Annotated in this window: 21 protein-coding genes; 10 read left to right on the top strand and 11 right to left on the bottom strand. The window is 46.3% G+C overall.

Annotation, left to right across the window (positions count from 1 at the left end):
- Nucleotides 1–65 precede the first annotated feature (65 nt).
- From QT998_RS21410 to QT998_RS21390, 5 genes are all read right to left on the bottom strand, one after another.
- Nucleotides 66–578 (bottom strand): hypothetical protein, encoded by a 513-nt coding sequence (locus QT998_RS21410; RefSeq protein ID WP_333090905.1) that lies wholly within the window; start codon nt 576–578, stop codon nt 66–68.
- A gap of 114 nt (nt 579–692) precedes the next feature.
- The gene (locus QT998_RS21405) at nt 693–1,094 is read right to left on the bottom strand and encodes a hypothetical protein (protein ID WP_333090907.1); all 402 of its coding nucleotides are present in this window, start codon (nt 1,092–1,094) and stop codon (nt 693–695) included.
- A 119-nt stretch (nt 1,095–1,213) separates the two neighbouring features.
- On the bottom strand, nt 1,214–1,396 hold the full coding sequence (locus QT998_RS21400; RefSeq protein ID WP_106334039.1) for a CsbD family protein: 183 nt from the start codon (nt 1,394–1,396) through the stop codon (nt 1,214–1,216).
- 434 nt (nt 1,397–1,830) lie between these two features.
- Nucleotides 1,831–2,037, bottom strand: coding sequence for a hypothetical protein (locus QT998_RS21395; protein ID WP_333090909.1), 207 nt, complete (start codon nt 2,035–2,037; stop codon nt 1,831–1,833).
- A gap of 588 nt (nt 2,038–2,625) precedes the next feature.
- Nucleotides 2,626–2,790 carry a hypothetical protein gene (locus QT998_RS21390; RefSeq protein ID WP_333090910.1) on the bottom strand — a complete coding sequence of 55 codons (165 nt, stop codon included), beginning with the start codon at nt 2,788–2,790 and terminating at the stop codon, nt 2,626–2,628.
- A gap of 255 nt (nt 2,791–3,045) precedes the next feature.
- On the opposite strand from QT998_RS21390, the gene urtA reads away from it, so the two are divergent.
- The 3 genes from urtA to QT998_RS21375 all read left to right on the top strand — a co-directional run bounded on the left by urtA (nt 3,046) and on the right by QT998_RS21375 (nt 6,797).
- Nucleotides 3,046–5,913: an urea ABC transporter substrate-binding protein gene (gene urtA / locus QT998_RS21385; protein WP_333090911.1), complete on the top strand. Its 2,868-nt coding sequence runs from the start codon at nt 3,046–3,048 to the stop codon at nt 5,911–5,913.
- Between the two features lie 306 nt (nt 5,914–6,219).
- On the top strand, nt 6,220–6,453 hold the full coding sequence (locus QT998_RS21380; RefSeq protein ID WP_333117680.1) for a DUF433 domain-containing protein: 234 nt from the start codon (nt 6,220–6,222) through the stop codon (nt 6,451–6,453).
- Nucleotides 6,450–6,797, top strand: a complete 348-nt coding sequence (locus tag QT998_RS21375; RefSeq protein WP_333090914.1) for a DUF5615 family PIN-like protein — start codon at nt 6,450–6,452, stop codon at nt 6,795–6,797. Before QT998_RS21380 ends, QT998_RS21375 begins: the two co-directional genes overlap by 4 nt.
- A gap of 119 nt (nt 6,798–6,916) precedes the next feature.
- Here QT998_RS21375 and QT998_RS21370 read toward each other — a convergent pair whose 3' ends face one another.
- Nucleotides 6,917–7,387, bottom strand: a complete 471-nt coding sequence (locus tag QT998_RS21370; protein WP_194009683.1) for a hypothetical protein — start codon at nt 7,385–7,387, stop codon at nt 6,917–6,919.
- A gap of 184 nt (nt 7,388–7,571) precedes the next feature.
- On the opposite strand from QT998_RS21370, the gene uvrB reads away from it, so the two are divergent.
- Together uvrB and QT998_RS21360 are read left to right on the top strand one after the other, a co-directional pair.
- A complete protein-coding gene (gene uvrB, locus QT998_RS21365) occupies nt 7,572–9,584 on the top strand; it encodes an excinuclease ABC subunit UvrB (RefSeq protein ID WP_333117678.1) in 2,013 nt (670 codons plus the stop codon).
- Nucleotides 9,585–9,650: 66 nt separating this feature from the next.
- Nucleotides 9,651–10,061 (top strand): DUF2281 domain-containing protein, encoded by a 411-nt coding sequence (locus tag QT998_RS21360; RefSeq protein ID WP_333117675.1) that lies wholly within the window; start codon nt 9,651–9,653, stop codon nt 10,059–10,061.
- A gap of 52 nt (nt 10,062–10,113) precedes the next feature.
- Here QT998_RS21360 and QT998_RS21355 read toward each other — a convergent pair whose 3' ends face one another.
- The 4 genes from QT998_RS21355 to QT998_RS21340 all read right to left on the bottom strand — a co-directional run bounded on the left by QT998_RS21355 (nt 10,114) and on the right by QT998_RS21340 (nt 13,257).
- Nucleotides 10,114–10,482, bottom strand: a complete 369-nt coding sequence (locus QT998_RS21355; protein WP_333090919.1) for a type II toxin-antitoxin system PemK/MazF family toxin — start codon at nt 10,480–10,482, stop codon at nt 10,114–10,116.
- Between the two features lie 2 nt (nt 10,483–10,484).
- Nucleotides 10,485–10,892 (bottom strand): hypothetical protein, encoded by a 408-nt coding sequence (locus QT998_RS21350; protein ID WP_333090920.1) that lies wholly within the window; start codon nt 10,890–10,892, stop codon nt 10,485–10,487.
- A gap of 90 nt (nt 10,893–10,982) precedes the next feature.
- Nucleotides 10,983–11,330, bottom strand: a complete 348-nt coding sequence (locus tag QT998_RS21345) for a hypothetical protein (protein ID WP_333117673.1) — start codon at nt 11,328–11,330, stop codon at nt 10,983–10,985.
- Nucleotides 11,331–12,219: 889 nt separating this feature from the next.
- Complete coding sequence (locus tag QT998_RS21340) at nt 12,220–13,257, bottom strand: NADP(H)-dependent aldo-keto reductase (protein WP_333117671.1); 1,038 nt, start codon at nt 13,255–13,257, stop codon at nt 12,220–12,222.
- Between the two features lie 195 nt (nt 13,258–13,452).
- Here QT998_RS21340 and QT998_RS21335 point away from each other — a divergent pair, with 195 nt between their 5' ends.
- The 5 genes from QT998_RS21335 (at nt 13,453) to QT998_RS21315 (ending at nt 21,038) form a co-directional block, all read left to right on the top strand.
- Nucleotides 13,453–14,634, top strand: a complete 1,182-nt coding sequence (locus QT998_RS21335; protein WP_333117670.1) for a DegT/DnrJ/EryC1/StrS family aminotransferase — start codon at nt 13,453–13,455, stop codon at nt 14,632–14,634.
- 231 nt (nt 14,635–14,865) lie between these two features.
- Nucleotides 14,866–15,741, top strand: a complete 876-nt coding sequence (gene crtB / locus QT998_RS21330) for a cyanoexosortase B (RefSeq protein ID WP_333117717.1) — start codon at nt 14,866–14,868, stop codon at nt 15,739–15,741.
- A complete protein-coding gene (locus tag QT998_RS21325) occupies nt 15,741–16,451 on the top strand; it encodes a cyanoexosortase B system-associated protein (RefSeq protein ID WP_333117669.1) in 711 nt (236 codons plus the stop codon). Before crtB ends, QT998_RS21325 begins: the two co-directional genes overlap by 1 nt.
- Nucleotides 16,452–16,767: 316 nt before the next feature.
- Nucleotides 16,768–18,285, top strand: a complete 1,518-nt coding sequence (locus tag QT998_RS21320) for a polysaccharide biosynthesis/export family protein (protein WP_333090931.1) — start codon at nt 16,768–16,770, stop codon at nt 18,283–18,285.
- Nucleotides 18,286–18,725: 440 nt separating this feature from the next.
- A complete protein-coding gene (locus tag QT998_RS21315; RefSeq protein WP_333117667.1) occupies nt 18,726–21,038 on the top strand; it encodes a GumC family protein in 2,313 nt (770 codons plus the stop codon).
- Nucleotides 21,039–21,343: 305 nt separating this feature from the next.
- On the opposite strand, the gene QT998_RS21310 is transcribed toward QT998_RS21315, so the two are convergent.
- Nucleotides 21,344–24,505 (bottom strand): beta strand repeat-containing protein, encoded by a 3,162-nt coding sequence (locus QT998_RS21310; protein WP_333117665.1) that lies wholly within the window; start codon nt 24,503–24,505, stop codon nt 21,344–21,346.
- Nucleotides 24,506–24,974 lie beyond the last annotated feature (469 nt).

Genomic DNA, 24,974 nt, shown 5'->3' with positions numbered 1-24,974 from the left:
CTAAAGTCCGAACATCCAACCTTTTTTGATAGCGTTTGATGTTCAGACTTCAGTCCTTCCTTAAACTATTTGCGACTGTTGAGCCATTTAGCAGCAACTATTCCCAAAATACCCACTACTACTGGATTCCCCAAAAACTTCATCAAACCAGGCTCTTGGGCGAGCACATCTCGGAAAATATCCGGGTGATTGTGATAGGTAAACGAGGCCAGTTTGGTAACATCGTCAGCAGTCATGCGGCTGGCGTGGTGAGTAGAAAGTCCTAATTGCTTTTCCAATTGGCGATCGTTCAATCCTCTCTTGTCCAACTGCTTGAGGAATTCGCGGGCCACATCATCGAGTTCCTTTGGCTTAATTTGGGCGATCGCCTTTTGCAATTCTGGTTCCAACTGCGCCGGCGGTAGCGAGTCATGATTCAGAGAACGCCCGAATAATTGTTTGCGCTGATCCGGCGAAGTTCTCTGAGCAAAATCGTCAAAATTTTCGTACTCTTCACCGGTTGTTTCCGGCATCACTTCTTTATTCCCCTGAGCCAAATCCTTCATGATTTGACTCTTATAATTATCGCTGCTACTCATGGTGTTTTTTCCCAAATCTACACAACTGTTATGTTTCAAATTTCGATAATTTCGCCAGCCCCCAATTCCAAAATGTTATTAAAGCTACGCGCTCATTTAAACTTTGTTGCCAAATCAAGAATTGTATTCAATTTGATTTGATTGCTGGTCGTACTTCGCCGTCAAAATTAGCTTTTTATCAGGAGCATAAATCAAAACACTTACATCCTGGTTGGGAAAATTGCGGTGAAAACCTTGAGCTAAAGACTTCGCCAAATCTTTTACTTCTTTAGGGTTCACTTGCGGGGTAATTACAACTCCCAACTTATTATTGTCACGCACGTAAGCATCCTGAACTAAGCCTTGAGCAGTCTTTGTTACCCATTGACCAAAATCTTGACCTGCAGCGGTATTGCCGCGTTCTAGCTGCGCGTAATAACCCTGACTGCCGCCAATTGCTACAGGTACATTAGTCGGTTGTTGGGCGGAAACGCTGGGGGCGCAGGCAGTAGTAACAGCCAGCATTAAAACCAACATTAGACCCGCAATTATTTTTCGACTCTGCTGCAATAAACTCACCTTTTTTCCTCCGGTATGACAACATTTTCAATAATTGAGAGGGTCAGCTTTCTCGACCCTCTCAATTAGTATTAGAATTAGTCTAATTTCTTTTTGACTTCATCTTTCACATCTTCGACTGCGTGACGAGCTTGTGCTTCTGTTTGCTTCGCTTTGCCTTCAGCTTTGTCCTTGGGATCGCCAGTAACATTACCTAGGGCTTCTTGAGCTTTGCCTTCGATGTTTTTGCCAGTTGCCTTTGCTTTATCTTCAATGCTCATTTGTTTTTCCTTATCTGTATCTAGTTTTACACTTTCTAATTATTATCATAGGGAACAACCAGCTCGGTTGCACTCTACCTGTAGGAAGAAAGTTTGGTGTACTCGGAGTGTACAGAATCTCATGGAAGCCAGGAATAGGGAATAGGGAATAAGGAATAGGGAATTAGGAAAAATTATTCTTGAATTGAGGATAGACTACGACTTTGCTGCTGACGGTTTTTTGACCTAAATTACTAGCTGCAACAAACTAAGTGTAGTATCGCAAAAAAAACTCGGCGCAAAGCTACTTGTGCACCGAGAACAGGATTGTTTTAAACTCAAAAAATGGAAAATTTTAAACTTATCTTGAATTGTACCGACTTTTATATAACTTCAAAAAGCGGGTGCGGGCAAGACCGTATTTTACCCACACCCTCTAAACATTGGCATTAGTTTTAATCGGGCGTATGGTGACATTCTTTATCTATTTTGTGCTGCAGTTCTTCTTTTAACTGTTCGACAGCGCGCATAGTTTCAGCATTGTGTTGTTTCTGCTCGCCGAGGGCTTTTTCTGTTTCCTCGCCGAGCAATGTTTCTCTGGATTTTGGTAGCGTGACTTGTAGGTCGCTGACCCTGTTGGTTGCGTTTGGTTCAATATTCATTAGTTTTCACCCAACTATTTGCAAAAGTTATTTTTAAGAAGGTTACTTATAGAGTCAACCTTAGATTTATCGTAAGGGCGATCGCAGAGACTTTCCTCTGCCTGAAGGGAGATTAGGGCTGGGGAATAGTTTTTAGTTTTTATTTCTTAATCTAATAGTTAGAGAAATCAGGGAAACTTGAATCGGCCGGAAGAGAGATATAGCCTTTCTCGTAAAGATGAGGTATGTCCGGTAATGGGTAATGGGTAATTGGGAATTGGGAATTGGGAATTGGGAATCGCAAGTGCCTATAGGCTTTCAGAGGTTTCTGGAGGTAAAGACGGCCTCCGTGCGAAAAGCTGATCGTCGCATAATTTGGCATACCTCATGTTTTTGAGAACCGCTATATAGCCTTTCGAGTTCTCCTATGAGGTACTATCCGGCATAGGGTAAACCTCACCACGCTTGAAAACCGCGATATAGCAGTTAGAACTCTCATATGAGGTATCGAAAATCGCCCAATTGCCCAATCTCCCAATCTATAATCTAAAATCTAAAACTCGTACTGAGCGAGTTGTGAGCCAGCGTAGCCGAAGCAAGCTGAAGTATCTAAAATCGATCGCTCTTCACCTTTTTGAGAAAGTCTATAGGGGAAGGGGAATAGTGCTTGAGTGCGTGAGATTGCTTTGTGACTCGCGCGTGGGGAGTGCGGGGAGTGTGGGGAGTGCGGGGAGTGTGGGGGAGTGCGGGGAGAATTTTTGGGGTATGGCGCATTTATGGACTTGTGTCGTTTGTTTGATGAGGCGGTTTCGACATCGGGACAAAATGAAGAGAGAAATAGGCGACAGATTGGTGCAGACTGAGGTCAAGGCGATCGAGTTTGACCGTTAAAATCAACAGGGTGCGGCAATTCCCAAGTTTTGTGGCGATCGCCCGAACAAATCTGCTAAACAGGAGTTAGCATCAAGGCTGACTTCCAGCAGGATCGAACTAAAATTTCTGTTATTAGTAAAAAGTATCTAAAACCCTATGGGAGCAAGCAGCAGTAACCCTCTCGAAGCAGCAGGCCTAATTCGTGAGTCGATAAAAATAGGCGTGCTGCATTCGCTCACGGGCACGATGTCCATCAGCGAAATTTCTGTTAAAGACGCGACGCTGTTGGCCGTTGAGGAAATTAACGCTGCTGGAGGAGTGCTCGGACGCCCCTTGGAAGCGGTGATAGAAGATGGAGCCAGCGATTTGCAGACTTTTGCTCAAAAAGCTAAGCAATTGCTCCTAGAAGCCCAGGTGGCGGTGGTATTTGGCTGTTGGACTTCGGCGAGTCGGAAAGCTGTACTGCCGGCTTTTGAGCAATATGGCGGGTTGCTGTTTTATCCGGTGCAGTATGAAGGGCTAGAACAGTGTCCGAATGTTTTTTATACTGGTGCTGCGCCAAACCAACAGATTGTACCTGGGGTGAATTACTTACTCGCACAGGGGAAGCGGAAAATTTTTCTGTTGGGTTCGGATTATATATTTCCCCGCACGGCAAATATGATTGTGAAAGCTCAACTGGCGGCACTTGGGGGAGAGTTGGCGGGGGAAATGTATCTGCCGCTTGGTTCGAGGAAGGTGGATGAGGCGATCGCACATATCTTAGCAGTGAAACCGGATGCGATTCTCAATACTCTTAACGGCGACAGCAATGTGGCTTTTTTCCAAAAGTTGCGGGAAGCTGGCTTAAAACCGGAAAACTTGCTGGTGATGTCGGCGAGCATAGCAGAAGAGGAAGTGCGGGCGATCGGGTCTCAAAATATTGCCGGACATTTGGTAGTTTGGAATTATTTTCAAACCGTAGATACACCCAAAAATCAACAATTTGTCAAGGCTTATAAAGCTCGATACGGGAAAAATAGAGTGACGGACGATCCGATAGAAGCGGCTTATTTTGGCGTTTATCTCTGGAAACAAGCAGTAGAAAAAGCTGGTTCGATAGATGCAGTTAAAGTCAGGGAGGCTGCTAAAAATATTGAGTTTGCCGCGCCTTCGGGCAAGGTAAAAATAGATGCCAAAACGCAGCATACCTGGAAAACTGCTCGGATTGGCAAGGTGCGATCGGACGGTCAAATTGAGGAAATTTGGAATTCCGGCGCGCCGCTGGTGCCCGATCCTTTTCTGAAAAACTATCCTTGGGCGGCGGCCCTTGCTCCGAGGCGGATTTCTGTGGGAACTCGGGCTTCTTTGATCGGACTGTTTGCGATCTTGGTACTGATAACTTGGATGGCGGCGGGAGTCGGGTGGATGGGGGCGGTGCAGATGAAGAACTATCTGGTGGCAATAGAGGCTGCCTCTGCTGCAGCGGGGGTTTCTGAGGCAGCCATGACGGTGCTGGTACAGCAAACTCTGTTGGTGGCGAGCCGCACTCAGCACTGGCTGCTGGGGACTTTGGTTTTGAGTTCGATCGCGGGGATAGTTGCTTGTGTGTCGGTGTCGGGGATTATTCGGAATCTCGGCTTGCTCAGGGAAGCAGCCCAACTGATGGCGAGCGGTGATTTGACGGCTCGATCGCCTGTGGTGTCTAATGATGCGATCGGGGTGCTATCTTCTACTCTCAATACAATGGCTCAGCAAATTAACAGTTTGCTCAAGGGTTTGGAGGTGCGGCAGCGGCAGCTAGAGGAGCGATCGCGCGAATTGGAAGTTGCTAAGAACTATGCGGAAGCTGCCAACCGGGCGAAAAGCACATTTTTGGCAAATATGACTCACGAGTTGCGAACGCCCCTGAATGCGATTATTGGCTACAGCGAGCTGCTGCAAGAAGAGGCGATCGAACTAGGCGAAGAAGAGTTTGTGATGGATTTGGCAAGCATTAATCTTGCAGGCAAACAGTTGCTAAATATTATTAGCGATATCCTTGATATTTCTAAAATTGAAGCAGGAAAGATGACTCTTTTTCTGGAAACTTTCGATGTGTGGAAGTTGATCGAGCAGGTTGTGACTACGGTTCAACCGCTGGTGGGGAAAAATGGCAACACTTTGATCGTCAATTGCGATCGCGATATTGGCACGATATATTCTGATTCCTCGAAGCTGCGACAAGCGCTGTTGAATTTGACGAGCAATGCTGCTAAGTTTACCGATCGAGGGAAAATTACGATTAATGTTTGGAAGGAAGAAGAATGGGAAGTTTTGCCTCCTGATAATTCTGAAGGACTTTCTATCGTGAACTCTGGGTGTCAAAATTCTGCGATCGTGTTTCAAGTCACCGATACTGGCATCGGGCTGACTGACGATCAGTTGTCGAGGCTGTTCGGGGCTTTCTCCCAAGCCGATGATTCTACTACTCGCAGGTACGGTGGCACCGGTTTGGGGCTGACTATTAGCCAGAGGTTTTGCCAGATGATGGGCGGCGACATTACGGTTGAGAGCGAGTTTGATTGCGGTTCTACTTTTACAATCCGGTTGCCCGTTGCGGTTAAAAGTCAGAAAGAAGCCCAAGGCGATGAATCGCTGCCGGAAACAACGGACAAATTGGGGCCGCAACCCTTGGAATTGCCAGATGCTGCTATGGTGCTGGTGATTGACGACGATCCCGACGCCCGGGATTTAATCACTCGCTGTTTGTCGAAAGAGGGATTTGAGGTGCGATCGTCAGCTAGCGGTGAAGCTGGGCTTGAGTTGGCAAAGGAGTTGCTACCGGATGCGATTACTCTGGACGTAATGATGCCGAGTATGGACGGCTGGGCGGTGCTGTCGGCATTAAAAGCAGATCCGGATTTAGCGGATATTCCGGTGATTATGTTGACTTTTTTGGACGACAAAAATCAGGGTTTGGAATTAGGAGCGGCGGAGTATTTAAGGAAGCCTGTAGATTACAAGCACTTTGCTGATTTGTTGAACAAATATCAACGTCCGTGAAATTAGCGAGCGGTCAATCGATTTTAGATTTTAGATTTTAGATTTTAGATTGAAGCATTGACCCCACGGATAAATTCGGGGGGCAAGTTTCATCGGATACAGGTTTTTTATTTCTCCACGGATGAATGCGGGGGCTTGTATCCTGGATGCTTTCGGTCATATCATGCCTGATGGATTACCATAATAAAAACGGTTCGCAGTGCGGACTTGCACAGGCTCCAATTTGCGGACTCCAGAACGCCATCACAAAAACCGTTGAACCTGAATTATCACAGTTAATCGATCGGAAAACGAGAAATTAAAGATATGACTGATAGAACTGCATTGCTTAAAAGGATTACTCAAACACCTGGTAAATGTGGCGGTCGCCCCTGTATTCGCGGCATGAGAATTCGCGTTAGAGACATTTTAGAAACTCTAGCAGATAATGTAACAGCTAGCGAGATTTTAGCTGATTTCCCCGATTTGGAACCAGAAGACATTCAAGCGTGTCTGCTTTTTGCATCTCTCAGCATAGATTTCCCCAGGATCGCAGTATGATTTTCTGGTTAAATGCTCAATTTCCTCCAAGTTTGGCGAAATGGTTAACCCAAACATTCGGTGTTAACGCTGTTACATTGCAAGAGCTCGGGCTGCAGGATGCTCAGGATATTGAGATATTTAATGCGGCTCGTACCAACGGCTTAGGTACAGTTATCATAACTAAGGATCGAGATTTTGTGGATTTATTAATTCGCCTTGGTAGTCCACCACAAATTCTTTGGCTAACCTGCGGTAACATTACGAATAGAGATTTGCAACGCATTTTCACTGGTGCTTTTCCTGATGCAGTCGATCTACTTAAAAATGGCGAAAATATTGTGGAAATTTGCCCGGTTAAATAAATCATTTTCGATGATTTAATTGCTCAATAGCGATCGCGCTCAATTTCCCTACAAATGTTTTATTAGTCATTAGTTAACAGTAAAAAACCAATGACCAATAACTAATGACTAATGACTGATTAATCTAAGAAGCCCATTAAAGTCGAGCTGTCGTCAATTTCATTTGAAGCAATGGGGCGGTCTCCTCCCATTGTGGAGTAAATTTCGTCAATGTGCAGAGTACCTACTCCAATTGGGCGAGCACCGGACATACTGAACATTTCGCTGACTTGAATGGCGCTGGAGCCGATCGGGCGTCTCCCCATTGTACCAACTACTTCCAAGTCGCTGGCTTCCACCGGGCGATTGCCTACAATGCCGTAAGTTTCGCTGATGTGCAGGGTGCTGGTGCCGATCGGGCGATTCCCCGATATCGAGACTGTCTCGCTGATGGTAAAATCATCTGGGCCGACGGGGCGGTTATCATGCATGAGTTGCGGGCGATAAAGTTGGATGCCCGCTGATTGACCTTCGCTGGTGGCTGGTAGGGCCTTGGTAGTGCCTTTGTTGCGGGCGCTCGCTTTGACTTTATCTTTGGGTGTGAGAGCCATAATTTTTTTCCTTGCTAATTGCTGGGGGTTGATTGCTGGGTTCGGACAACTGCTTTTCTGGGCTTTCTGCTTTCTATTGCGGCCGATGATTAAAATAGTATTACAAAGTTTAACTATTTTCTTAACGAAATTGCCAAATCTCTCAATTTTTGTTAAGATTTATTGGTAATAGCTACATTTTCCTATGGTAACTGCGGCAGCATCTTTTCAATTGCAAGCGCCCTTCCAGCCCACAGGCGACCAACCGCTAGCGATCGAGCAACTCGTCAAAGGCATCGAAGCAGGCGATCGATTTCAAACCTTACTCGGCGCGACAGGTACCGGCAAAACCTTCTCCATTGCTTCGGTTATTGAAAAAATCGGCAGACCAACCTTAGTTCTAGCACACAACAAAACCTTGGCAGCTCAACTGTGCAACGAACTACGCAATTTTTTCCCCAACAATGCAGTCGAATACTTTGTAAGTTATTACGACTACTACCAACCTGAAGCATACATCGCCGTCACCGATACATTCATAGAAAAAACCGCAGCAATTAACGATGAAATCGATATGCTGCGACACTCCGCCACGCGATCGCTCTTTGAACGCCGCGACGTAATTGTCGTAGCATCAATTAGCTGCATCTACGGCTTGGGAATGCCCGCAGAATATCTAAAAGCTGCTATCCCTTTGCAAGTAGGAATGGAAGTCAACCAGCGGCAAGTTTTGCGAGATTTAGTCAACGTCCAATACAGTCGCAACGACATCGATTTAGGCAGAGGCAAATTTCGCGTCAAAGGCGACGTTGTAGAAATCGGCCCCGCCTACGAAGATAGAATTATTCGCGTCGAATTCTTCGGCGACGAAATTGATGCCATTCGCTACGTTGACCCCGTAACTGGTAAAATTATGGCAAGTACAACTGCTTTAAATATTTATCCAGCCCGCCACTTTGTGACTGCTGATGATAAATTAGAAGCTGCTTGTCAAGGAATAGAACTCGAATTAGAAGACAGACTGGCAGAATTTGAAAAAAATGGAAAACTCTTAGAAGCTCAGCGAATAGAACAGCGCACCCGCTACGATTTGGAAATGCTGCGCGAGGTAGGATACTGCAACGGAGTCGAAAATTATTCGCGGCATTTAGCAGGGAGAAATGCGGGGGAACCGCCAGAATGTTTGATTGATTATTTTCCGAAGGATTGGATGTTGGTGATAGATGAATCTCACGTCACAGTGCCGCAAATTCGGGGGATGTACAACGGCGACCAAGCGCGGAAAAAAGTATTAATTGAACACGGTTTTCGTTTGCCGAGCGCTGCGGATAACCGCCCTTTAAAAGCAGATGAATTCTGGGCAAAAGAGAATCAGTGCATTTTTGTTTCTGCTACGCCTGGTGATTGGGAAATGGAAATATCGGAAGGCAGAGTTGCAGAGCAAGTAATTCGCCCTACGGGAGTAATAGATCCGACGATTTTCGTGCGCCCGACGGAAGGACAAATAGATGATTTGTTGGGGGAAATTAAGGAGAGAGTAAGTCGGGACGAGCGAGTTTTGGTGACGACTTTAACGAAGCGGATGGCGGAAGATTTAACCGAATATTTGCAGGAAAGGGGAATTAGAGTGCGGTATTTGCACTCGGAAATTCAGTCAATTCAACGCATTGAAATTATCCAAGATTTGCAGGATGGTAAGTTTGATGTATTGATTGGTGTTAACTTGCTGCGGGAAGGTTTGGATTTGCCGGAAGTTTCGCTGGTGGTAATTTTGGATGCGGATAAGGAGGGGTTTTTGCGATCGGGACGTTCGTTGATTCAAACGATCGGGCGGGCGGCGCGGCACGTTCAAGGACAGGCTATTTTGTATGCGGATAATTTGACTGATAGTATGGTTAAGGCGATCGACGAAACCGATCGCCGCCGGGGGATTCAGCTAGCGTACAATAAGATGCACGGGATTACGCCGCAGCCGATCGCGAAAAAGCGATCGACTAACGCGATTTTGGCATTTTTGGATGTGTCGCGCAAGCTGAATTCCCAGCAGTTGGAGGAGGTTTACGAACAGGTTGATGAGTTATCTTTGGATGAGATTCCTCAGTTAATCGGGCGGTTGGAGGCGCAGATGAAGGCGGCGGCGAAGAAGTTGGAGTTTGAGGAGGCTGGTAAGTTGCGCGATCGCATCAAGCATTTGCGGGATAAGCTATTGGGACATTAAACCCGGCGGTTGAAACCGCGTCTACACAAACAAAACCCGCCTGCGCGGGTTAAAGATTGGACAGCAATGAGCAAATTTCAGTTATTCGATGCAGTGACTTTAACCGAAGCAGTCGCCCTCGCTGATGGCGAGATTGCACCGCCACAAACAGCCGGGACAATTGTTGAGGTATTCAAAAACGGTGAAGCTTATTTAGTCGAATTATTTGGCGGCTGGGTGAAAGCAGAAGTTGGCGGAGATTTTGTTGCCGCAACTCAGGATGAGCCAGAATCATTTATGGAAACGATAGGTGTTGAAACAGTTTATCCGCATCAGTTGCAATTAGTAAAATCTGCTAGCGAAATGATGGGAGTTCGAGAGCGTTTACTGTCGGTTTTAAATAATTTACCTGAAGATTTAGTGGCTGAAGTCTGCGATTTTGCCGAGTTTTTGCAGGAAAAAAAGCAAAAAGTACGCGCGTGCGAATCTATCCCGTAGGGAATCGCATTAAGCATTTGCGCGATAAACGTTTAGATAATGGAGGAATAATTTAAAAGCCAAACATAGCTTTTATTCCATTTGCGATCGGCTGATACTCTTCTGCGGTTAAACTGCCAAGATACCGCAATACTCGCCGGATATCTACAGCGCGTACTTGATCCAGCAATACTATCGAGTCGGCGGTTAGATTTCCCACTCCAGCCTGAAGACTTGGGTATAAAATTGGATTTTGTGCAGTCCAATCTCCTGATTGTCTGGTAATCGGCACAACAATCACAAGTTCAAAACGGATCGTACCTGTGTTGCTTGGCCTCCCCACTACTACAGCAGGGCGTATTCCTTGCTGTTCGTGCAGTGCAGGCGTTTGAGGAGGGAAATCAACCAGTAAAATATCGCGGATGGTGAATCTATTAGCCACGCTTATTGCTGTACCCTTTCGTCTTCAAGAATAACAGCACCTACTCCCGGTATATAGCGCACGGGTTGACCAAGTTTCATCGGGTCTACATCTCCCCAATCATAGGGGGGAATTTCATTATCGACGAGGTAAAGTTGACGCCAAGGCGATTTTGCCAATGCTTCCTCGGAAATGTCAGGAAAAAATATTAGCACTTCTGGGATGCCAACTGGAAAACCATTGAGTTTGCTCAAGCCATCTATAATAGCGGCGAGGACGGATAAGTCTAAATGGTTGAGCTTTTCGGCTTTTTCGATCAGTTGGTATACGGTTTCAGGATTGAGTGTTTCGCCGACAGCTTCGACTAAGTTTTCGGGGGTGAAACCTCGACATTTCAAGTATTCGGCTAGTTGTAAGCGAATTGTGCTCATGGGTTTAGTTGAGAAAGATTTTAGGGTGAAGTGCGATCGCCCTTTACCATTATCCTATTTTATGAATGGAAAGGGCGATCGGACTTTCTATCAGATTCCTAGTCTATCTGCTGCATATTCGCGTTCCAAGGAGTCGGCTTTTGATAAACCATTGTTATCCCAGTCATTTGGCTGCCAATCACGTTCGCGCCTCAAGTCATCTATTTCTTGTTGCTGTTCAAGGACTTTTTGCTCAAAGGATTGGATAGTTTTATCCTTAGCTTTGATAGTTTCATCCTTTGCTTCGTTTTCCTCAAGCAGACTGCGGTTCCACTGCGCCAAAGCGCGGTTCGACTTCGCCAAAGCGCGGTGTGACTCCGCCAAAACAGAGAGGGTTTTCTTAGTCCGCTGAAGGTTGGTGTACAACGACTCGCATTGTGGAGTATAATTATGGGACATATATTTCAAAAGTTACGTTGACTTGTGGTGGTCTGAAGTTGAGATGTCAAACCACAGTGAGTTCGCTAGCTAAAGCAAGGCCTCTGTCTGAATCGTTACTTCAGGCGGGCCTTTTCCGTATCAGATATGATTTGCTATTGCAAAAACTACAAGACATTAAAGCGTTGTCTTTCTTACACTTGGGAATGTGAGGAAGTTTTGTTTGAGCTTGTATTTTAAGAATATATGATGTGCGGTTAGTTGTCAAGCGAGCAATAAGACCGTTTGTTTTCTTTATTACGGAGATTTAAACATCCGATTGCCGACATCCGATGCCGCTTTAATCTAATATGCTTGAATAGCCTGGTGTACCCGGTTATGGATAAAATGGGTGCTAACTAAACCTCAATTTGCCGACATCCGATGCCGCTTTAATCTAATAGGCTTGAATAGCGCAGTCTACCGCGTTATGGATAAAATGGGTGCCAACTCAACCTACATATCTATTAAGAATTAGACCCCGATTGAATCGATCGCGGGCAGATAGGGCAAGGGTTTCAGAAATATAAAAAAAAGACCGATCGCCCTTCACACCACCCAAACAAACTACTGCCCGATCGCCACAGCATCGGTATTACCCGCAAAAAAAGCCGGAGTAACAAACTCCAGCTTCTCCTTGGCTGTGATGAAACCCTTATCTACCGCTAGCTGCATCACTTCAGTCAGAAACCCTCTAAACGCATCTAATACTTAAGCGCGATCGCATTTAAACTGCTTTTCCCAGCACGAAGTCCCAAACTTGAACAATCTACAGGATAACCATAAACCACAGACACGATATTAAAAAAGTAGTAAGTTGGGCTAAGTGAAACCTAGGGTTCGCTTCCTCAACCCAACCTACAAATTAGAATTAAGGCGTCGGATTCGGATACTTAGCGTGCACAGAATTAATTTCTGCTACAATCTCTTCAGAAAGCGTCACATCCAAACTGCTGAGATTTTCTTCAAGTTGCGCGAGGCTAGTTGCACCGATAATAGTGCTACTCACAAACCAGCGCGATCGCACATAAGCCAAAGCCATCTGCGCCGGAGTCAAACCGTGTTTGCGCGCAATCTCAATATACGCTTTCACCGCATCATTCAGATTAGTTTTATCGTAACGCTGACCGAATCCAGCAAACAAAGCCAGCCGCGAATTTTCGGGAATTCCGTTCAAGTATTTACCCGTTAAAATTCCAAAAGCCAAAGGACTGTAAGCCATCAATCCCACATTTTTAAAACGGCAAGTTTCTGCCAAATTCATGTGAAAAGTCCGATTGCTCAAACTAAAAGCATTTTGAATCGAAACAACTTTCGGCAAACCGTGTTTTTCGGCCAATTCGCAAAACTCGCAAACTCCCCAAGGCGTTTCATTGCTCAAACCCAAATAGCGGATTTTACCAGCTTTAATTAAGTCAGCAAACACCTCTAACTGTTCCAAAATTGGTACAGTTTCGTGTTCTTGAGTAATATCGTAGTCCGGCGCGCCAAATAGCGGTACGTAGCGATCGGGCCAGTGGATCTGATAGAGGTCGATGTAGTCTGTTTGCAAGCGCTTCAGGCTGTCATTCAGGGCTTTTTCGACATTTGGGCGATCGATCTGATTTTTCCCTTCCCGAATCCACTTTAACCGAGTGCTTCTGCCCGCCACTTTCGTCGCTATAATAAGCTTATCCCGCTGCTGTTTCGCCAACCATTCCCCGATATATTCCTCGGTTTTTCCCTGAGTTTCCGGTTTTCCCGGCACCGGATACATTTCGGCCGTATCGATAAAGTTGATTCCTTTGGAAATTGCCAAATCGAGCTGTTGCGCCGCTTCTGCAACGGTGTTCTGCTGGCCGTAAGTCATCGTACCCAAACAAATTTCAGATACTGATAAATCGCTGTTGCCGAGTTTTTTGTATTCCATGATTATTTCGATTGCTGCAAAATTATCTCATTCTATCTATATTACCGAAAAACCTTGATTTAATTGACAACTCCCAAAAACTGCGATCGGCTTTCTCCTCTCTTCCTCTTTTCCTCTGCGCCCTCTGCGGTTAAAAATCTTAAAAAAATCTCCGCACTTAAATGTTAATATAAATAATTAGTATTCCTCTGATGTATGAGTAGTCGCCCGCCAAAAGTTCCATTTGTCAACCTCTCCCTGCAACACCAACCAATCCAATCTCAAATAACAGAAACAATTGGAAAAATTATCGAGCAAGGAGATTTTATTTTAGGCCAAGCACTCGCCGAATTTGAAACAGCATTTGCAGCAGCTTCAGGAGTAAAATACGGCGTAGGAGTGGCTTGCGGAACAGATGCGATCGCCCTGGGACTCCAAGCTTGCGGCATTAATCCGGGCGACGAGATTATCGTACCCGCCAACACATTTATCGCCACCATCATCGCCGTCATTCAAGCCAAAGCAATACCTATCCTGGTAGATTGTGACCCGGAAACTGCCCTGATTGACCTCACAGCAGCCGAAACAGCAATTACCTCGAAAACTAAAGCAATTATTCCCGTACATCTCTACGGTCAAATGGTATCGCCCAGTCAGCTTTTAGATTTTGCCAACCGCCACAACTTAATAATTTTTGAAGATGCCGCCCAAGCGCACTTAGCCGAAAGAGAAGGATACCGCGCGGGTTCCTTTGGGAAAGCAGCAGCCTTCAGCTTTTATCCCAGCAAAAACCTCGGCTGTTTTGGCGACGGCGGGATGTTAATTACTAACGATGCAGATCTCGCAAAAACCATGCGTACTTTCCGCAATTACGGAGCTCTTAGCAAATATTTACATACAGAAATTGGCACCAACAGCCGCCTCGACAATTTGCAAGCGGCCATACTCAATGTTAAATTGCCATACTTAGAAAAATGGAATCGCGATCGCAACTTAGCCGCCCAACATTACAATACTTTATTAGAGCCGCTGAAACACAAAGGCATTGTACCGATCGCCAATCACAGCAGCAGCGGTCACATTTATCACATCTATGCGATCCAAATTACTGAGAAAAGCCCGTTAGCGAAGCCCGCCCCTACGGGGGCTGCGCCAACGAAGAGGATCGACCGCAATACCCTCCAGCAAAAACTCGCCCAAGAAGGGATTGAAACAGGCATCCACTATCCCGTACCCTGCCACCTGCAACCAGCCTACCAAAACTTAGGCAATCCGGGCGACTTCCCCCACGCAGAAACCCTGTGCCAACAAATTTTATCATTGCCAATGTATCCCGGATTGAGCAATACTCAGATCGAACAGGTTGTACAGGCGATCGGGCGATCGTTGAATTGCTAATTGTTAATATCAAGTTATGCTAAAAGTGTTTACACCAGTAGAGTGCAGTTATCAAAGCATTCAAGATCAAAATCAACTCACATCCGGCACCAACCAATATCAAAAATCCGTACCTTTGTGAGAAAGGCTATATTAATGCCTGATGTCAAAAATTAACAAATATTTAACTCACAATCCCCAACCGCTTTCCCATTGCCAACCCAGCGCGGCAATATCAAAACCTCTCAAATTATGCACATCCAGCGCAGAATTCAGATTATTTTCAAGCGATACCTTTTGGGCGAAGAAATCGCGATCCTCCTAGTGCTGCTGTACGCCCCCCTGCTAGTACACTGGTACGACGGTTGGTTCAACAAAAACATCAACATCGAACACGAATATTTCAGCCACGGAATAATTGGTTTGCCCTACGCAGCTTATATTGCTTGGACGAACCGAAAGTGCTGGCTGCGCTTGCCCAACACCCCGCATCCTTTAGGAAGCTTTTTGCTGGTAATAGCGACACTTTTTTATCTGAGTCGCTTAAGCGATTTAGTGAATTTATCACTCCCATTAATGCTGGCCGGGATTTGCCTGTGCTTAAAAGGAATCGCCGGCTTAAAATTGCAGGGAAAGCCACTTTTATTCGTATTCCTGGCATCACCAAACCACATTCCTTACCTCATAGAACCCTACGCATTGCCGCTGCAACACTTCATTGCTGAGGCATCAGGTTTAATCTTAATTAAAGTAGGCCTCAACGTCAGAGTAGAAGAAATTTATCTCTACGTCAACAATCGCATTGTAGAAGTTGCGCCCCACTGTGCCGGCTTAAAAATGCTGTTTACCAGTCTTTACGTCAGCTTAATTCTGCTAGATTGGACGGGAGTTTGGAGTTCCTACAAAAAAAGCCTTTTGTTTTTAGTAGCTACATCTATCATTAGCATCACTTCCAACATTCTCCGCAACACATTGCTAACTTACTTTCACGGAACCGAGAGAGAGACGCTTTTTAATTGGCTGCACGCCGGATGGGGCGGAGACTTGTACTCTGCTTGTATACTAGGTTTATTGGTACTTCTCCTCAACGGCATGGAAAAGTATTCCCCAAACCAGTATGGCAATTGATGAAACAAATAATTTCAGCACAGAAACTACTGCAGCGTTACCAATTATCAAAAATTGTGGTACTGGTATTTTTGTTGATATTGGTTGGGGCGGTAGCAATTCCCGGCTACGCGACGGGAAATTGGCCTTGGACAAACCAACCAATTCTTGCAAACCTCAAGCAATTAAAAAGTTTGCGCCAAAACGGGATGACACTTCCCGGCTGGAAAGAGACCCGCCTCCAGAATAACGTCGTAATTGGCGGTCACAGGTGGTTAGTTCAAGAAATTAAAAATCATCAAACAATAGCTATTTTATTGCTGTTGCCTCAAAACGACCCCAAAAACCAGCCCCAAGTAGAATGGCTAGATATCGATGGATTTCACCGATGGCAAACAGACTCTCATCGCACTTTGAGGTTTAAAGTTAAATTAGCGACAACACCCGACAAGCCGCCATCTACCATCGAGGCTCGGTTTTTCCGAAGTTGGACTCCCCAACAAACTTTTGCGGTCGTGCAGTGGTACGCTTGGCCTAACGGAGGTTCTCCAGCAACCAGCCGCTGGTTTTGGGAAGACAGTATGGCGAGACTGTCGAACCGCCGCGCCTCTTGGGTTGCTGTCAGTATCATCCTTCCCATTGAAGCGCAAAGCGAGATTAAGATAGTTGAACCGCTGCTGGAATCTCTGAGTCAAACTGTTCAAGCTCAATTAATGGCAGAAACTTTCTGAGTTTAATCAAGAGTGCGATTGAAATCGCTTTTATACAAACAAACACCGCCTCTGCGGGCTAGAAGAATCAAGCAATTTCAATTGATTTGGTATCAAGAAAAAAAAATAGTTGAGATTTGCCAAACCAAAATGAAATTTAAAAAAACAACTAATTATATCATCTCCGATCGCTTACCATAACAAAAACAGTAGGATCGCGCGTGCGCCAGTCAGTGTCAGCGACCGGATTGCGGACTAAACCGCACTACGAACTAATTTTAGATCGACCGGACAGGATATTATTCCAAATAATACGAGATTTTATCTGCCAATAAAAATGCGGGAAAAATTTACAATTAAAAATCGCGTTGCTTTTTCCTTGGCTGGTCTGCACTCAACAGCTTGGACTCTATCTTTTGCTGCTGTATTCTGGGGCTTTAACGGCAAAATTTTTCCCGAAACGGCTTTAGCTCAATCCGTTGTTCCTAGTGCAGAACAGTTGGTGCCGCCGCCACCACTGCGCGTACCGCCGCCGCCAGCCAACTTCAACCGGCAAATTAACCCAGCTTTTCGGAATCGGCCTTACCGCCTAGGCCCTGGAGACCAGATTTCGGTTCAAGTTCAGCGCTTCCCAGAGCTGAATTTTACAGGTGCTATCAGCCCTGAAGGGATAATTGTACTGCCACTGATTGGCTCAGTAAATTTGCGCGGTTTGACTGTCGAAGAATCACAGCAGCGACTCCGCGAGCGCTTTGCCCAATTTATCAAAAATCCTCAAGTATCGAGTGCTTTGCTGGTTCAGCGCCCGGTAGTGGTGACGGTGACGGGGGAAGTGGCGAGACCTGGTTTTTATCCGCTGCAAACCCCGCAACTTCCGGCGGCTTTGGCGGCTGCTGCGGGGACTAATCCTACGGCCGAACTGCGGGCGGTGCGGGTGCGGCGGACTCTGCCGGGGGGGGAAGTGGCGGAGCAAGTTGTTGATATTTTGACACCGCTGCAAACTGGTATTGCTCCGCCAGATTTGCGTTTGGAAGATGGAGATGCGATCGTCGTACCGTATAAACAGATTACAGCCGATCGCAAGTCCGATCGAGATTTAGTATCCAGGTACAGCCTAGCCGCTGCCGCCCTTCCCGTCCAAATCACCGTCACCGGAGAAGTCAGCAAACCTGGTTTTTACACGCTTCCGGCTGGTTCCGGTCGAATTTCCGCTGCTTTGGTGATTGCGGGGGGAGTCACGGGAAAAGCCGATTTGCGCGAGGTGCGAGTGCGGCGGACGCTGGTGGACGGCTCCTCAGTGGATGAACCCATCGACCTCTACACTCCCCTAGCCAACGCTCAGGATTTGTTCGATTTTCCTTTAGCCTCGGGAGATGTAATTGTCATCCCGGAACTGGACGCTAGTACCAAAAACCTAGACTACGACAAAGCTCTGGTGGCGCGGTCTACCTTGATTAAGCCCAGGATCTACGTTCGAGTTTTGAGTTACGCTAGTGGTAGTTTGACTTCGTTCTACCTAGAAAATGGCAGCAAGTTTTTGGATGCTATCAACAACTTACCTGTAAATCTAGCTGACTTGCGGAAAATGGCCTTGATTCGGTTCGACCAAAAACAAGGTAGAGCTATCAACCGCAAGATAGATGCTAAAGCTGCTTTGGAGGGCAATGTTTCTGAGAACCCGATGCTCGAAGATAATGATGTGATCGTAATCGGTAGGAATCTGGTAGAGCGCCTTGGTTATGTAATCAATACTTTTACTCGACCGTTCCGCGATATTTTGGGTTTTATTCTGTTCTTCGATCAGTTAAGAAATGGGGTAACAAATCTATTCGGCCCATCACCTAATAATAGGTAGTCATTGGGCATTGGGCATTGGGCATTGGGCATTGGGCATTGGGCATTGGGCATTGGGCATTGATTGGGCATTGGGCATACCTCACTTTTGTGAGAACCGCTATATTAGTGATGGTTATTAGTTATTAGTTATGATTTCCTCAAAATAAACAGTTAACAGTTAACAGTCAGCACTTAACAGTTAACAGTCAACAATCAGCAGTTAGGATCGAAAACTTAATAACTGAAACATCTCCTACAGTCCTATCTCCTGTAAGTTGCCTTCCTCAAAGGAGGCTCTTCCTCGCCCCAGAAGCATTACCAGGCAGAGCGAAAGTAACGAACAATCGCTTAAGTTATTAAATTTTAATTTCTAACAGTCAACAGTTAACAGTCAACAGTCAACAGTCAACAGTCAACAGTCAACAGTCAACAGTCAACAGTCAACAGTCAACAATCATTATGACTTTATCCGTTGTAAAACGTTATTTAATTGCTTTCGACCAATACAAGTGGGTGGGACTGGCTACTCTGGCGACGACTGTGGGCGTGTCGGGAGTAGTGGCTTTGCCGCCAACTCCCGCGCCGGTTTACGTTGCTTCCGGTACGCTGGCATACCGCAGGCCGAGCGTGATTTTTTCATCGACTACTACTAAAATTCAACAGGAAGGACAAGAAATAACTAAAGATATGCTGCTGGATCAAGAAAATGTGATTAAACCAGCAGCAGAAAAACTCATCAAAGCCCAAAAAAAACCAAACACAAAAGTAGCAGCAATAGTCAATCCAAAAGAAACGGAAAAAAAAGTACAAGTTTTGACTAAAAAGCTGGCAGACAAGGTGCAGATCAAGATGCCGATTAAGAATAATGACCCCAGCGCTTTGATTCAAATATTGTACAAAAATGCCGATCGCACAACAGCAGAAGAGGTACTGGAGGTGCTGATGAACGCAATGGTGGAGCGCAGCCAAGATATTAATACTTCTAGATTGCGAGAAACGATCGCCCAAATTCAAGAACGCTTGCCGAAAGTAACTCAGGAACTCAGAGAGACGGAAGCAAAACTAGAAGCCTACGAAAAACGAGAAGGGACTTCAATTTTAGCAGCTCAGAACGGTACGCTGCCGCAAGCGATTACCGGCAGCCAACAGCTGCAGCGGCAACTCCGCGTGCAGTTGGGAGGAATTGAAGCTCAAATTAATAGCTTGCAGGATCGCTTGGGATTGAATGTGGAGCAAGCTTACGTCGCCCAAGCACTTTCTGCAGATCCAATTATTGCACAACTGCGAGTGCAACTATTCTCGATCGAATCTCAGCTCAAAATTCTCCGTAGCGACTTGCAGGAAGAACACCCGAAAATTGTAGAATTGCTCAAACAAAAACAAGCTTTTGACGAACAGTTGCAGCAGCGACAATCTGAGGTGCTCGGCGGTAACGGGGTGGCGGCACCGCTCAGAAGTACCGATCGCATTCGGATAGACTCTTCTTTAGATCCCGCCAGACAACAGTTAGCTCAAAATTTGATTACTTTGCAAACCCAGCGGGAAATGGTGCAACAGCAAATCAAAGGAGTCGAAAAAACTGAACAACTATTGCGCTTAGAACACGCCACAATTCCCAACAAGCAGTTAGAACAAGCGCGGCTGATCCAGCAAGTGGGGTTCAAAAAAGCTCTCTATGACAAGATGCAGTCAGCTTTGGTAGACGCTCAAGCGGCGGTAGCGGAGACAACGGGGAGTTTGAGAATCGCCCAGCTTCCCAAAACTGATGATGTTGACTCAAACAAGAGAGGTTTACTGGTGATGTTGGCGGTGGGGGGATTTGTAGGATTGCTGCTGGGCGGTGGGTTGATATTTTTGTTGGGGATGCTCAACGGCAAGTTTTACAGTTGGGAAGAAGTGCGGGCGGCTTTGGTGGAAAAAGAGGTGCCGGTACTGGCAGTTTTGCCTGAAGCGATCGTGTTTGATTCCTACGAGGATGATATGCCTCTGGCTTTGGAACCCAATTCGCCCTATTTGGAGTTTTACGAGCGGTTGCGGACTAATTTGCGTCGAATTGGCGAAAGTCCGGTGAAGGTAGTGTTGCTGACTTCTGCAGCTCCTTTGGAGGGAAAGAGTTTTAGTGCTTACAATTTGGCAATTGCCTCGGCTCGATCGGGCAAACGGACTTTATTAATTGAAGCAGATTTGCGATCGGCTTCCAAGGTAGAATCTTTGAGAATCGCTACTGATCCTCTAGCGGCGGTGGAACCTTTGCACTATTACGCCAATATGAGCGAGTGCGTCCATTTGGTTCCAGATGTGGAAAACCTGTATGTTGTGCCGAGTCCGGGCTATTTGCGGCAGGCTTCGGCGGTACTCGAATCGAGTGAAATGCGGAGATTGTTCGAGGATGTTCGCAATCGCTTTGATTTTGTGGTTGTGGATTCTCCGGCGTTGAGCGAGTGCAATGATGCGTTGACGCTGGAACCGTACACGGACGGTATAATTTTGGTGGCGCGGGCTGGTTATACTCTGGCTAGTATGTTGTCTGAAGCTGCGGATCAGTTGATGGAATTTGACGACGAGGATTCGCATAAATCTGGGCCACGGCTGTTGGGGGCGATTATCAACGGTGCTGATATTCGGGTGAAGAAGTTCCGCAATGATAACGATATTGATGAGTTGGAGTGGCCTTTGAGTGATGCGGGCGATCGAGCTATTGAAGTGCGATCGAGGCAATTACCGCACCAGTCTAAGCCCAAAAACAAAGTTATTCATAATAAATTTAACTAATTTACGGGGCTTGATTGGACGAGCAATTGCATTCATTCATTCATCAACTATTTTCAAATTATCTGCGTTCAGCAACGTTCATCAGCGGTTTTCCTGTAAATCAAAAATTCATACAAGAGTTGTTTAGTCTCAACTCCAAATATCATTATCAAGCGAGGATGAGGCAGCATTTAAATCTGTCTGCCTCTCCCACTTGACATTGGTGACAACTTTAAAAGTTATCACCAATGTTTAAGACTTAGTAACGCAAATCGCTAGTCAAAAAACGCACTGAGCAAATTGGTTAAAGGCGACCAAACTACCATCTAAGCCAGCAATAGATTCGGGGCACTGCTGCCCATAATCGGCTCTTTGGGTAAATTCAACCAATTATCTGTGGTACCGAAATTGCCGATCGAGTTAGTGGAATTAATCCCGACGTCAGAGGAAGTTCCTGGGCTTGCCATCGCCATTCGGCCCAAAGAGTTGGTGAAATTGCTCATCCAATCCCCGTTCTGAATATCGGTACTGCCCTGCAAGGGAATCGCATTTTGCCCGCCATTGCTAACTTGGTTGTTCGCATTAGCCGCAGCAAAGTTAGTAATTGGATCGTCGAAGACAAGGCTAGATGCAGTTAAGGTACCAGCGATCGGAGCAGGAGCAGGAGCAGGTGCAGTATCATTGTCTATGATGCTCAAAACCGTGCTGCTTTGGTTTCCAATTGTGGCGCCTATAGGGCTAACCAAAGTTAAACCGAGAGTTTCGTCACCCTCAAATAAAGTGTCATCGAAAATGGGAATGGTGATGGTTTTGGGTACTAAATCCCCATTGCCAAAATTGACAGCGATCAAACCATTAGTGTAATCAAGGCCGGCTGTAGCAGTACCATCGGACAAGCTCACCGTCGCTGAGACTGCACCGACAGCACTACCAGTACGAGTGACTGTCACTGCTGAAACAGGCGTTCCATTTTCGTTGACACTGAAGAACGGGGCGCTGAATTGCAGGGTGCTGTCATTGTCTACGATCGTCGTAACGGCGGTACCTTGGGTTCCAATCGTGGCATTGCCGGTCGGGTTAACCAAACTTAAATTGATAGTTTCGTTACCCTCCACCAAAGTGTCATCGATAATGGGAATATTGACTATCTTGGGTGCAGAATCCCCAGCGGCAAAATTGACAGGGATGGCAGTATTGTCGTAGTCAGCAGGGGCAACAGCAGTACCATTACTGAGGTTCACGGTAGCTGAAACTGCACCGGTACTACTGCCAGTGCGAGTGACTGTCACGGCTGCAACGGCCGTTCCATTTTCTCTGATCCTGAAGGTAGGAGCACTAAATTGCAGGGTGCTGTCATTGTCTATGATGTCCAAAGTGGCGCTACTTTGGGTTCCAATCGAGGCATTCCCTGTCGGGCTGCCCAAACTTAAATTGACAGTTTCGTTACTCTCCAACAAAGTATCGTTGACGATCGGAATATTGACCGTCTTGGGTGCAGAATCGCCAGGGGCAAAATTAACAACGATCGCATTAGCATTGTAGTCAGCAGGGGCTGTAGCAGTACCATCGGTTAAGCTGACGGTGGCTGAGACTGTACCAGAGGTTACACCAGTGCGAGTGACTGTCACGGCTGCGATCGGCGTTCCATCTTCGTTGACACTAAAGGTAGGGGAACTAAATTGCAGGGTGCTGTCATTGTCTACGATGGTCGTAACGGCGGTACTTTGGGTTCCAATCGTGGCATTACCTGTCGGGTTAATCAAACTTAAATTGACAGTTTCGTTACCCTCGAACAAAGTATCGTTGACGATCGGAATATCGATCGTTTTGGGTGTAGAATCGCCAGCGGCAAAATTGACAACGATCGGACTATTGGCGTAGTCAGCAGGGGCTGTAGCAGTACCATCAGCCAAGCTCACCGTCGCTGAGACAGCAGCCACACTACTGCCAGTACGAGTGACTGTTACAGCTGAAACGGCGGTTCCATCTTCTCTGATTCTGAAGGTGGGGGCGCTAAATTGCAGGGTGCTGGTCGGGACAGCAGCGTCATTGTCTACGATGTTCAAAGTGGCGGTACTTTGCGTTCCAATCGTGGCACCTGTCGGATTGGTCAAGCTTAAGTTGACGGTTTCGTTACCTTCCACCAAAGCGTCATCGACAATAGGAACGACGATCGTCTTGGGTGTAGAATCCCCTGCGGCAAAATTGACAGGGATGGCAGTATTGGCGTAATCAGCAGGGGCTGTAGCAGTACCATTGGTGAGGTTCACGGTAGCTGAGGCGGCAGCGGTGCTGCTACCTGTGCGAGTGACTGTCACGGCTGCAACGGGCGTTCCATCTTCGTTGACGCTGAAGGTTGGAGCGCTAAATTGCAGGGTGCCGACAGGGACAGCAGCGTCATTGTCTACAATGTTCAAAGTCGCGGCACTTTGCGTTCCCAAGCTGACACGGCTGGTGCCGGTGGGATTGGTCAAGCTTAAGTTGACGGTTTCGTTACCTTCCACCAAAGCGTCATCGACAATAGGAACGACGATCGTCTTGGGTGTAGAATCCCCTGCGGCAAAATTGACAGGGATGGCAGTATTGGCGTAATCAGCAGGGGCTGTAGCAGTACCATTGGTGAGGTTCACGGTAGCTGAGGCGGTGCCGGCGCTGCTACCTGTGCGAGTGACTGTCACGGCTGCAACGGGCGTTCCATCTTCGTTGACGCTGAAGGTTGGAGCGCTAAACTGAAGGCTAACCGGATCTTGAGTCCCTTGATATTCAATGTTCCGCAGCAGGTAGTCGGAACTATCGTCTTTGAAAGAGGTGGCGGTGTAGGCAGCGGTGGGGGTATCGTAGGCTTTGGCTGAGAACCGCAGTTCGTCAAAACTAATGTTGCTCAGAGGGTTTGCTTCTATTTTGAATTTGAAATTGCCATCGGTGCGATCGCCCGTGAATGTCACTCCATCTGAACCCACAGTAATGGGTTTTACGACTGCGGGAGAGTTTAGACGAGTAATCGTAAAATTGCTGGCCGGTACGAGAGTCCCATTATTAAAGATTTGCAGCAAACCAACTTCATTACCTTGATCGCCGAGTCCGGGGTTAGTTTTGGGACTCAATGCGCTGAGGTCGATCGTCGCGCTATTAATATTTTGGTCTTCTGCCCATTTCAGCTTCAGTACCTGAGATTGACTGGTGTTCGGATCGTAATTAATTTCCGCCCGATTTTTATTAGGATCGGTGAACCAACCATTATAAGAGGATGGCACACCAATACCAGGGGTGCTGCCGTAACTCAACCAACTTTTAGGGTTTTCATTCGTTGGTAAAGTGAGATTGGCGATCGCTTGAGGATTGAGGTAATCTGTTTCGACGCCATCAAAAGCTACCCCAGACAGTTTAATGCCTTGATTCTGGGCAGCAGTAGGCCATTTTGTGATTAGGTCATTGACGCTGGTGAAATTAGTGCTTTGACCCAAAGAACCATTGAAAGAAGTAGGCATAGCTTTTCTTTTGGTAGTAATTAAGGATTGGAAGTGACTGAAACTTTCAGCGTTGGGCTATAGTTCTCTGTCACGATAAGAAACATTTCATCCTCAATAACTTCGATCCGGAAAATTTTTCCGATATTTTTTTTATTCCTAGACGCACTCAGACACAAAAACCGCGTTTTTTACCTTATTTGCCGATAACAACGGGTATTTTCGTAAAAACTCCCTTTTTGGCGATCGATACGTAAGTTTTAATTTTTTCATTTCTGTAACAAGCGTTTTTTTACATCCGTACAGGAGAGCTTAAATAATTGTCGAAATCCGTAAATTTACCTATAAGAATTATCAAAATATGTGAAGCAATGCGGTGCAGGTGTAGGTGGCGGTTGAAACCAGCTTTGCACAAACGATGTCCGGCGGAGGCGACTGAAGAAAATAACCTAATTTTAACTGCCCGGTATTCATCCCGGACTCCTCGGCT

This window comes from Microcoleus sp. S1D4, from assembly GCF_036700765.1.
Lineage (GTDB): Bacteria > Cyanobacteriota > Cyanobacteriia > Cyanobacteriales > Microcoleaceae > Microcoleus.
This window is presented reverse-complemented; position numbering and strand designations above follow the sequence as displayed.

Bases quoted from the DNA above. Each gene is read 5' to 3' on its own strand.
- QT998_RS21410 (WP_333090905.1), bottom strand. From the start codon at position 578: ATGAGTAGCAGCGATAATTATAAGAGTCAAATCATGAAGGATTTGGCT.
- QT998_RS21405 (WP_333090907.1), bottom strand. From the start codon at position 1,094: ATGTTGGTTTTAATGCTGGCTGTTACTACTGCCTGCGCCCCCAGCGTT.
- QT998_RS21400 (WP_106334039.1), bottom strand. From the start codon at position 1,396: ATGAGCATTGAAGATAAAGCAAAGGCAACTGGCAAAAACATCGAAGGC.
- QT998_RS21395 (WP_333090909.1), bottom strand. From the start codon at position 2,037: ATGAATATTGAACCAAACGCAACCAACAGGGTCAGCGACCTACAAGTC.
- QT998_RS21390 (WP_333090910.1), bottom strand. From the start codon at position 2,790: ATGCGCCATACCCCAAAAATTCTCCCCGCACTCCCCCACACTCCCCGC.
- urtA (WP_333090911.1), top strand. From the start codon at position 3,046: ATGGGAGCAAGCAGCAGTAACCCTCTCGAAGCAGCAGGCCTAATTCGT.
- QT998_RS21380 (WP_333117680.1), top strand. From the start codon at position 6,220: ATGACTGATAGAACTGCATTGCTTAAAAGGATTACTCAAACACCTGGT.
- QT998_RS21375 (WP_333090914.1), top strand. From the start codon at position 6,450: ATGATTTTCTGGTTAAATGCTCAATTTCCTCCAAGTTTGGCGAAATGG.
- QT998_RS21370 (WP_194009683.1), bottom strand. From the start codon at position 7,387: ATGGCTCTCACACCCAAAGATAAAGTCAAAGCGAGCGCCCGCAACAAA.
- uvrB (WP_333117678.1), top strand. From the start codon at position 7,572: ATGGTAACTGCGGCAGCATCTTTTCAATTGCAAGCGCCCTTCCAGCCC.
- QT998_RS21360 (WP_333117675.1), top strand. From the start codon at position 9,651: ATGAGCAAATTTCAGTTATTCGATGCAGTGACTTTAACCGAAGCAGTC.
- QT998_RS21350 (WP_333090920.1), bottom strand. From the start codon at position 10,892: ATGAGCACAATTCGCTTACAACTAGCCGAATACTTGAAATGTCGAGGT.
- QT998_RS21345 (WP_333117673.1), bottom strand. From the start codon at position 11,330: ATGTCCCATAATTATACTCCACAATGCGAGTCGTTGTACACCAACCTT.
- QT998_RS21340 (WP_333117671.1), bottom strand. From the start codon at position 13,257: ATGGAATACAAAAAACTCGGCAACAGCGATTTATCAGTATCTGAAATT.
- QT998_RS21335 (WP_333117670.1), top strand. From the start codon at position 13,453: ATGAGTAGTCGCCCGCCAAAAGTTCCATTTGTCAACCTCTCCCTGCAA.
- crtB (WP_333117717.1), top strand. From the start codon at position 14,866: ATGCACATCCAGCGCAGAATTCAGATTATTTTCAAGCGATACCTTTTG.
- QT998_RS21325 (WP_333117669.1), top strand. From the start codon at position 15,741: ATGAAACAAATAATTTCAGCACAGAAACTACTGCAGCGTTACCAATTA.
- QT998_RS21320 (WP_333090931.1), top strand. From the start codon at position 16,768: ATGCGGGAAAAATTTACAATTAAAAATCGCGTTGCTTTTTCCTTGGCT.
- QT998_RS21315 (WP_333117667.1), top strand. From the start codon at position 18,726: ATGACTTTATCCGTTGTAAAACGTTATTTAATTGCTTTCGACCAATAC.
- QT998_RS21310 (WP_333117665.1), bottom strand. From the start codon at position 24,505: ATGCCTACTTCTTTCAATGGTTCTTTGGGTCAAAGCACTAATTTCACC.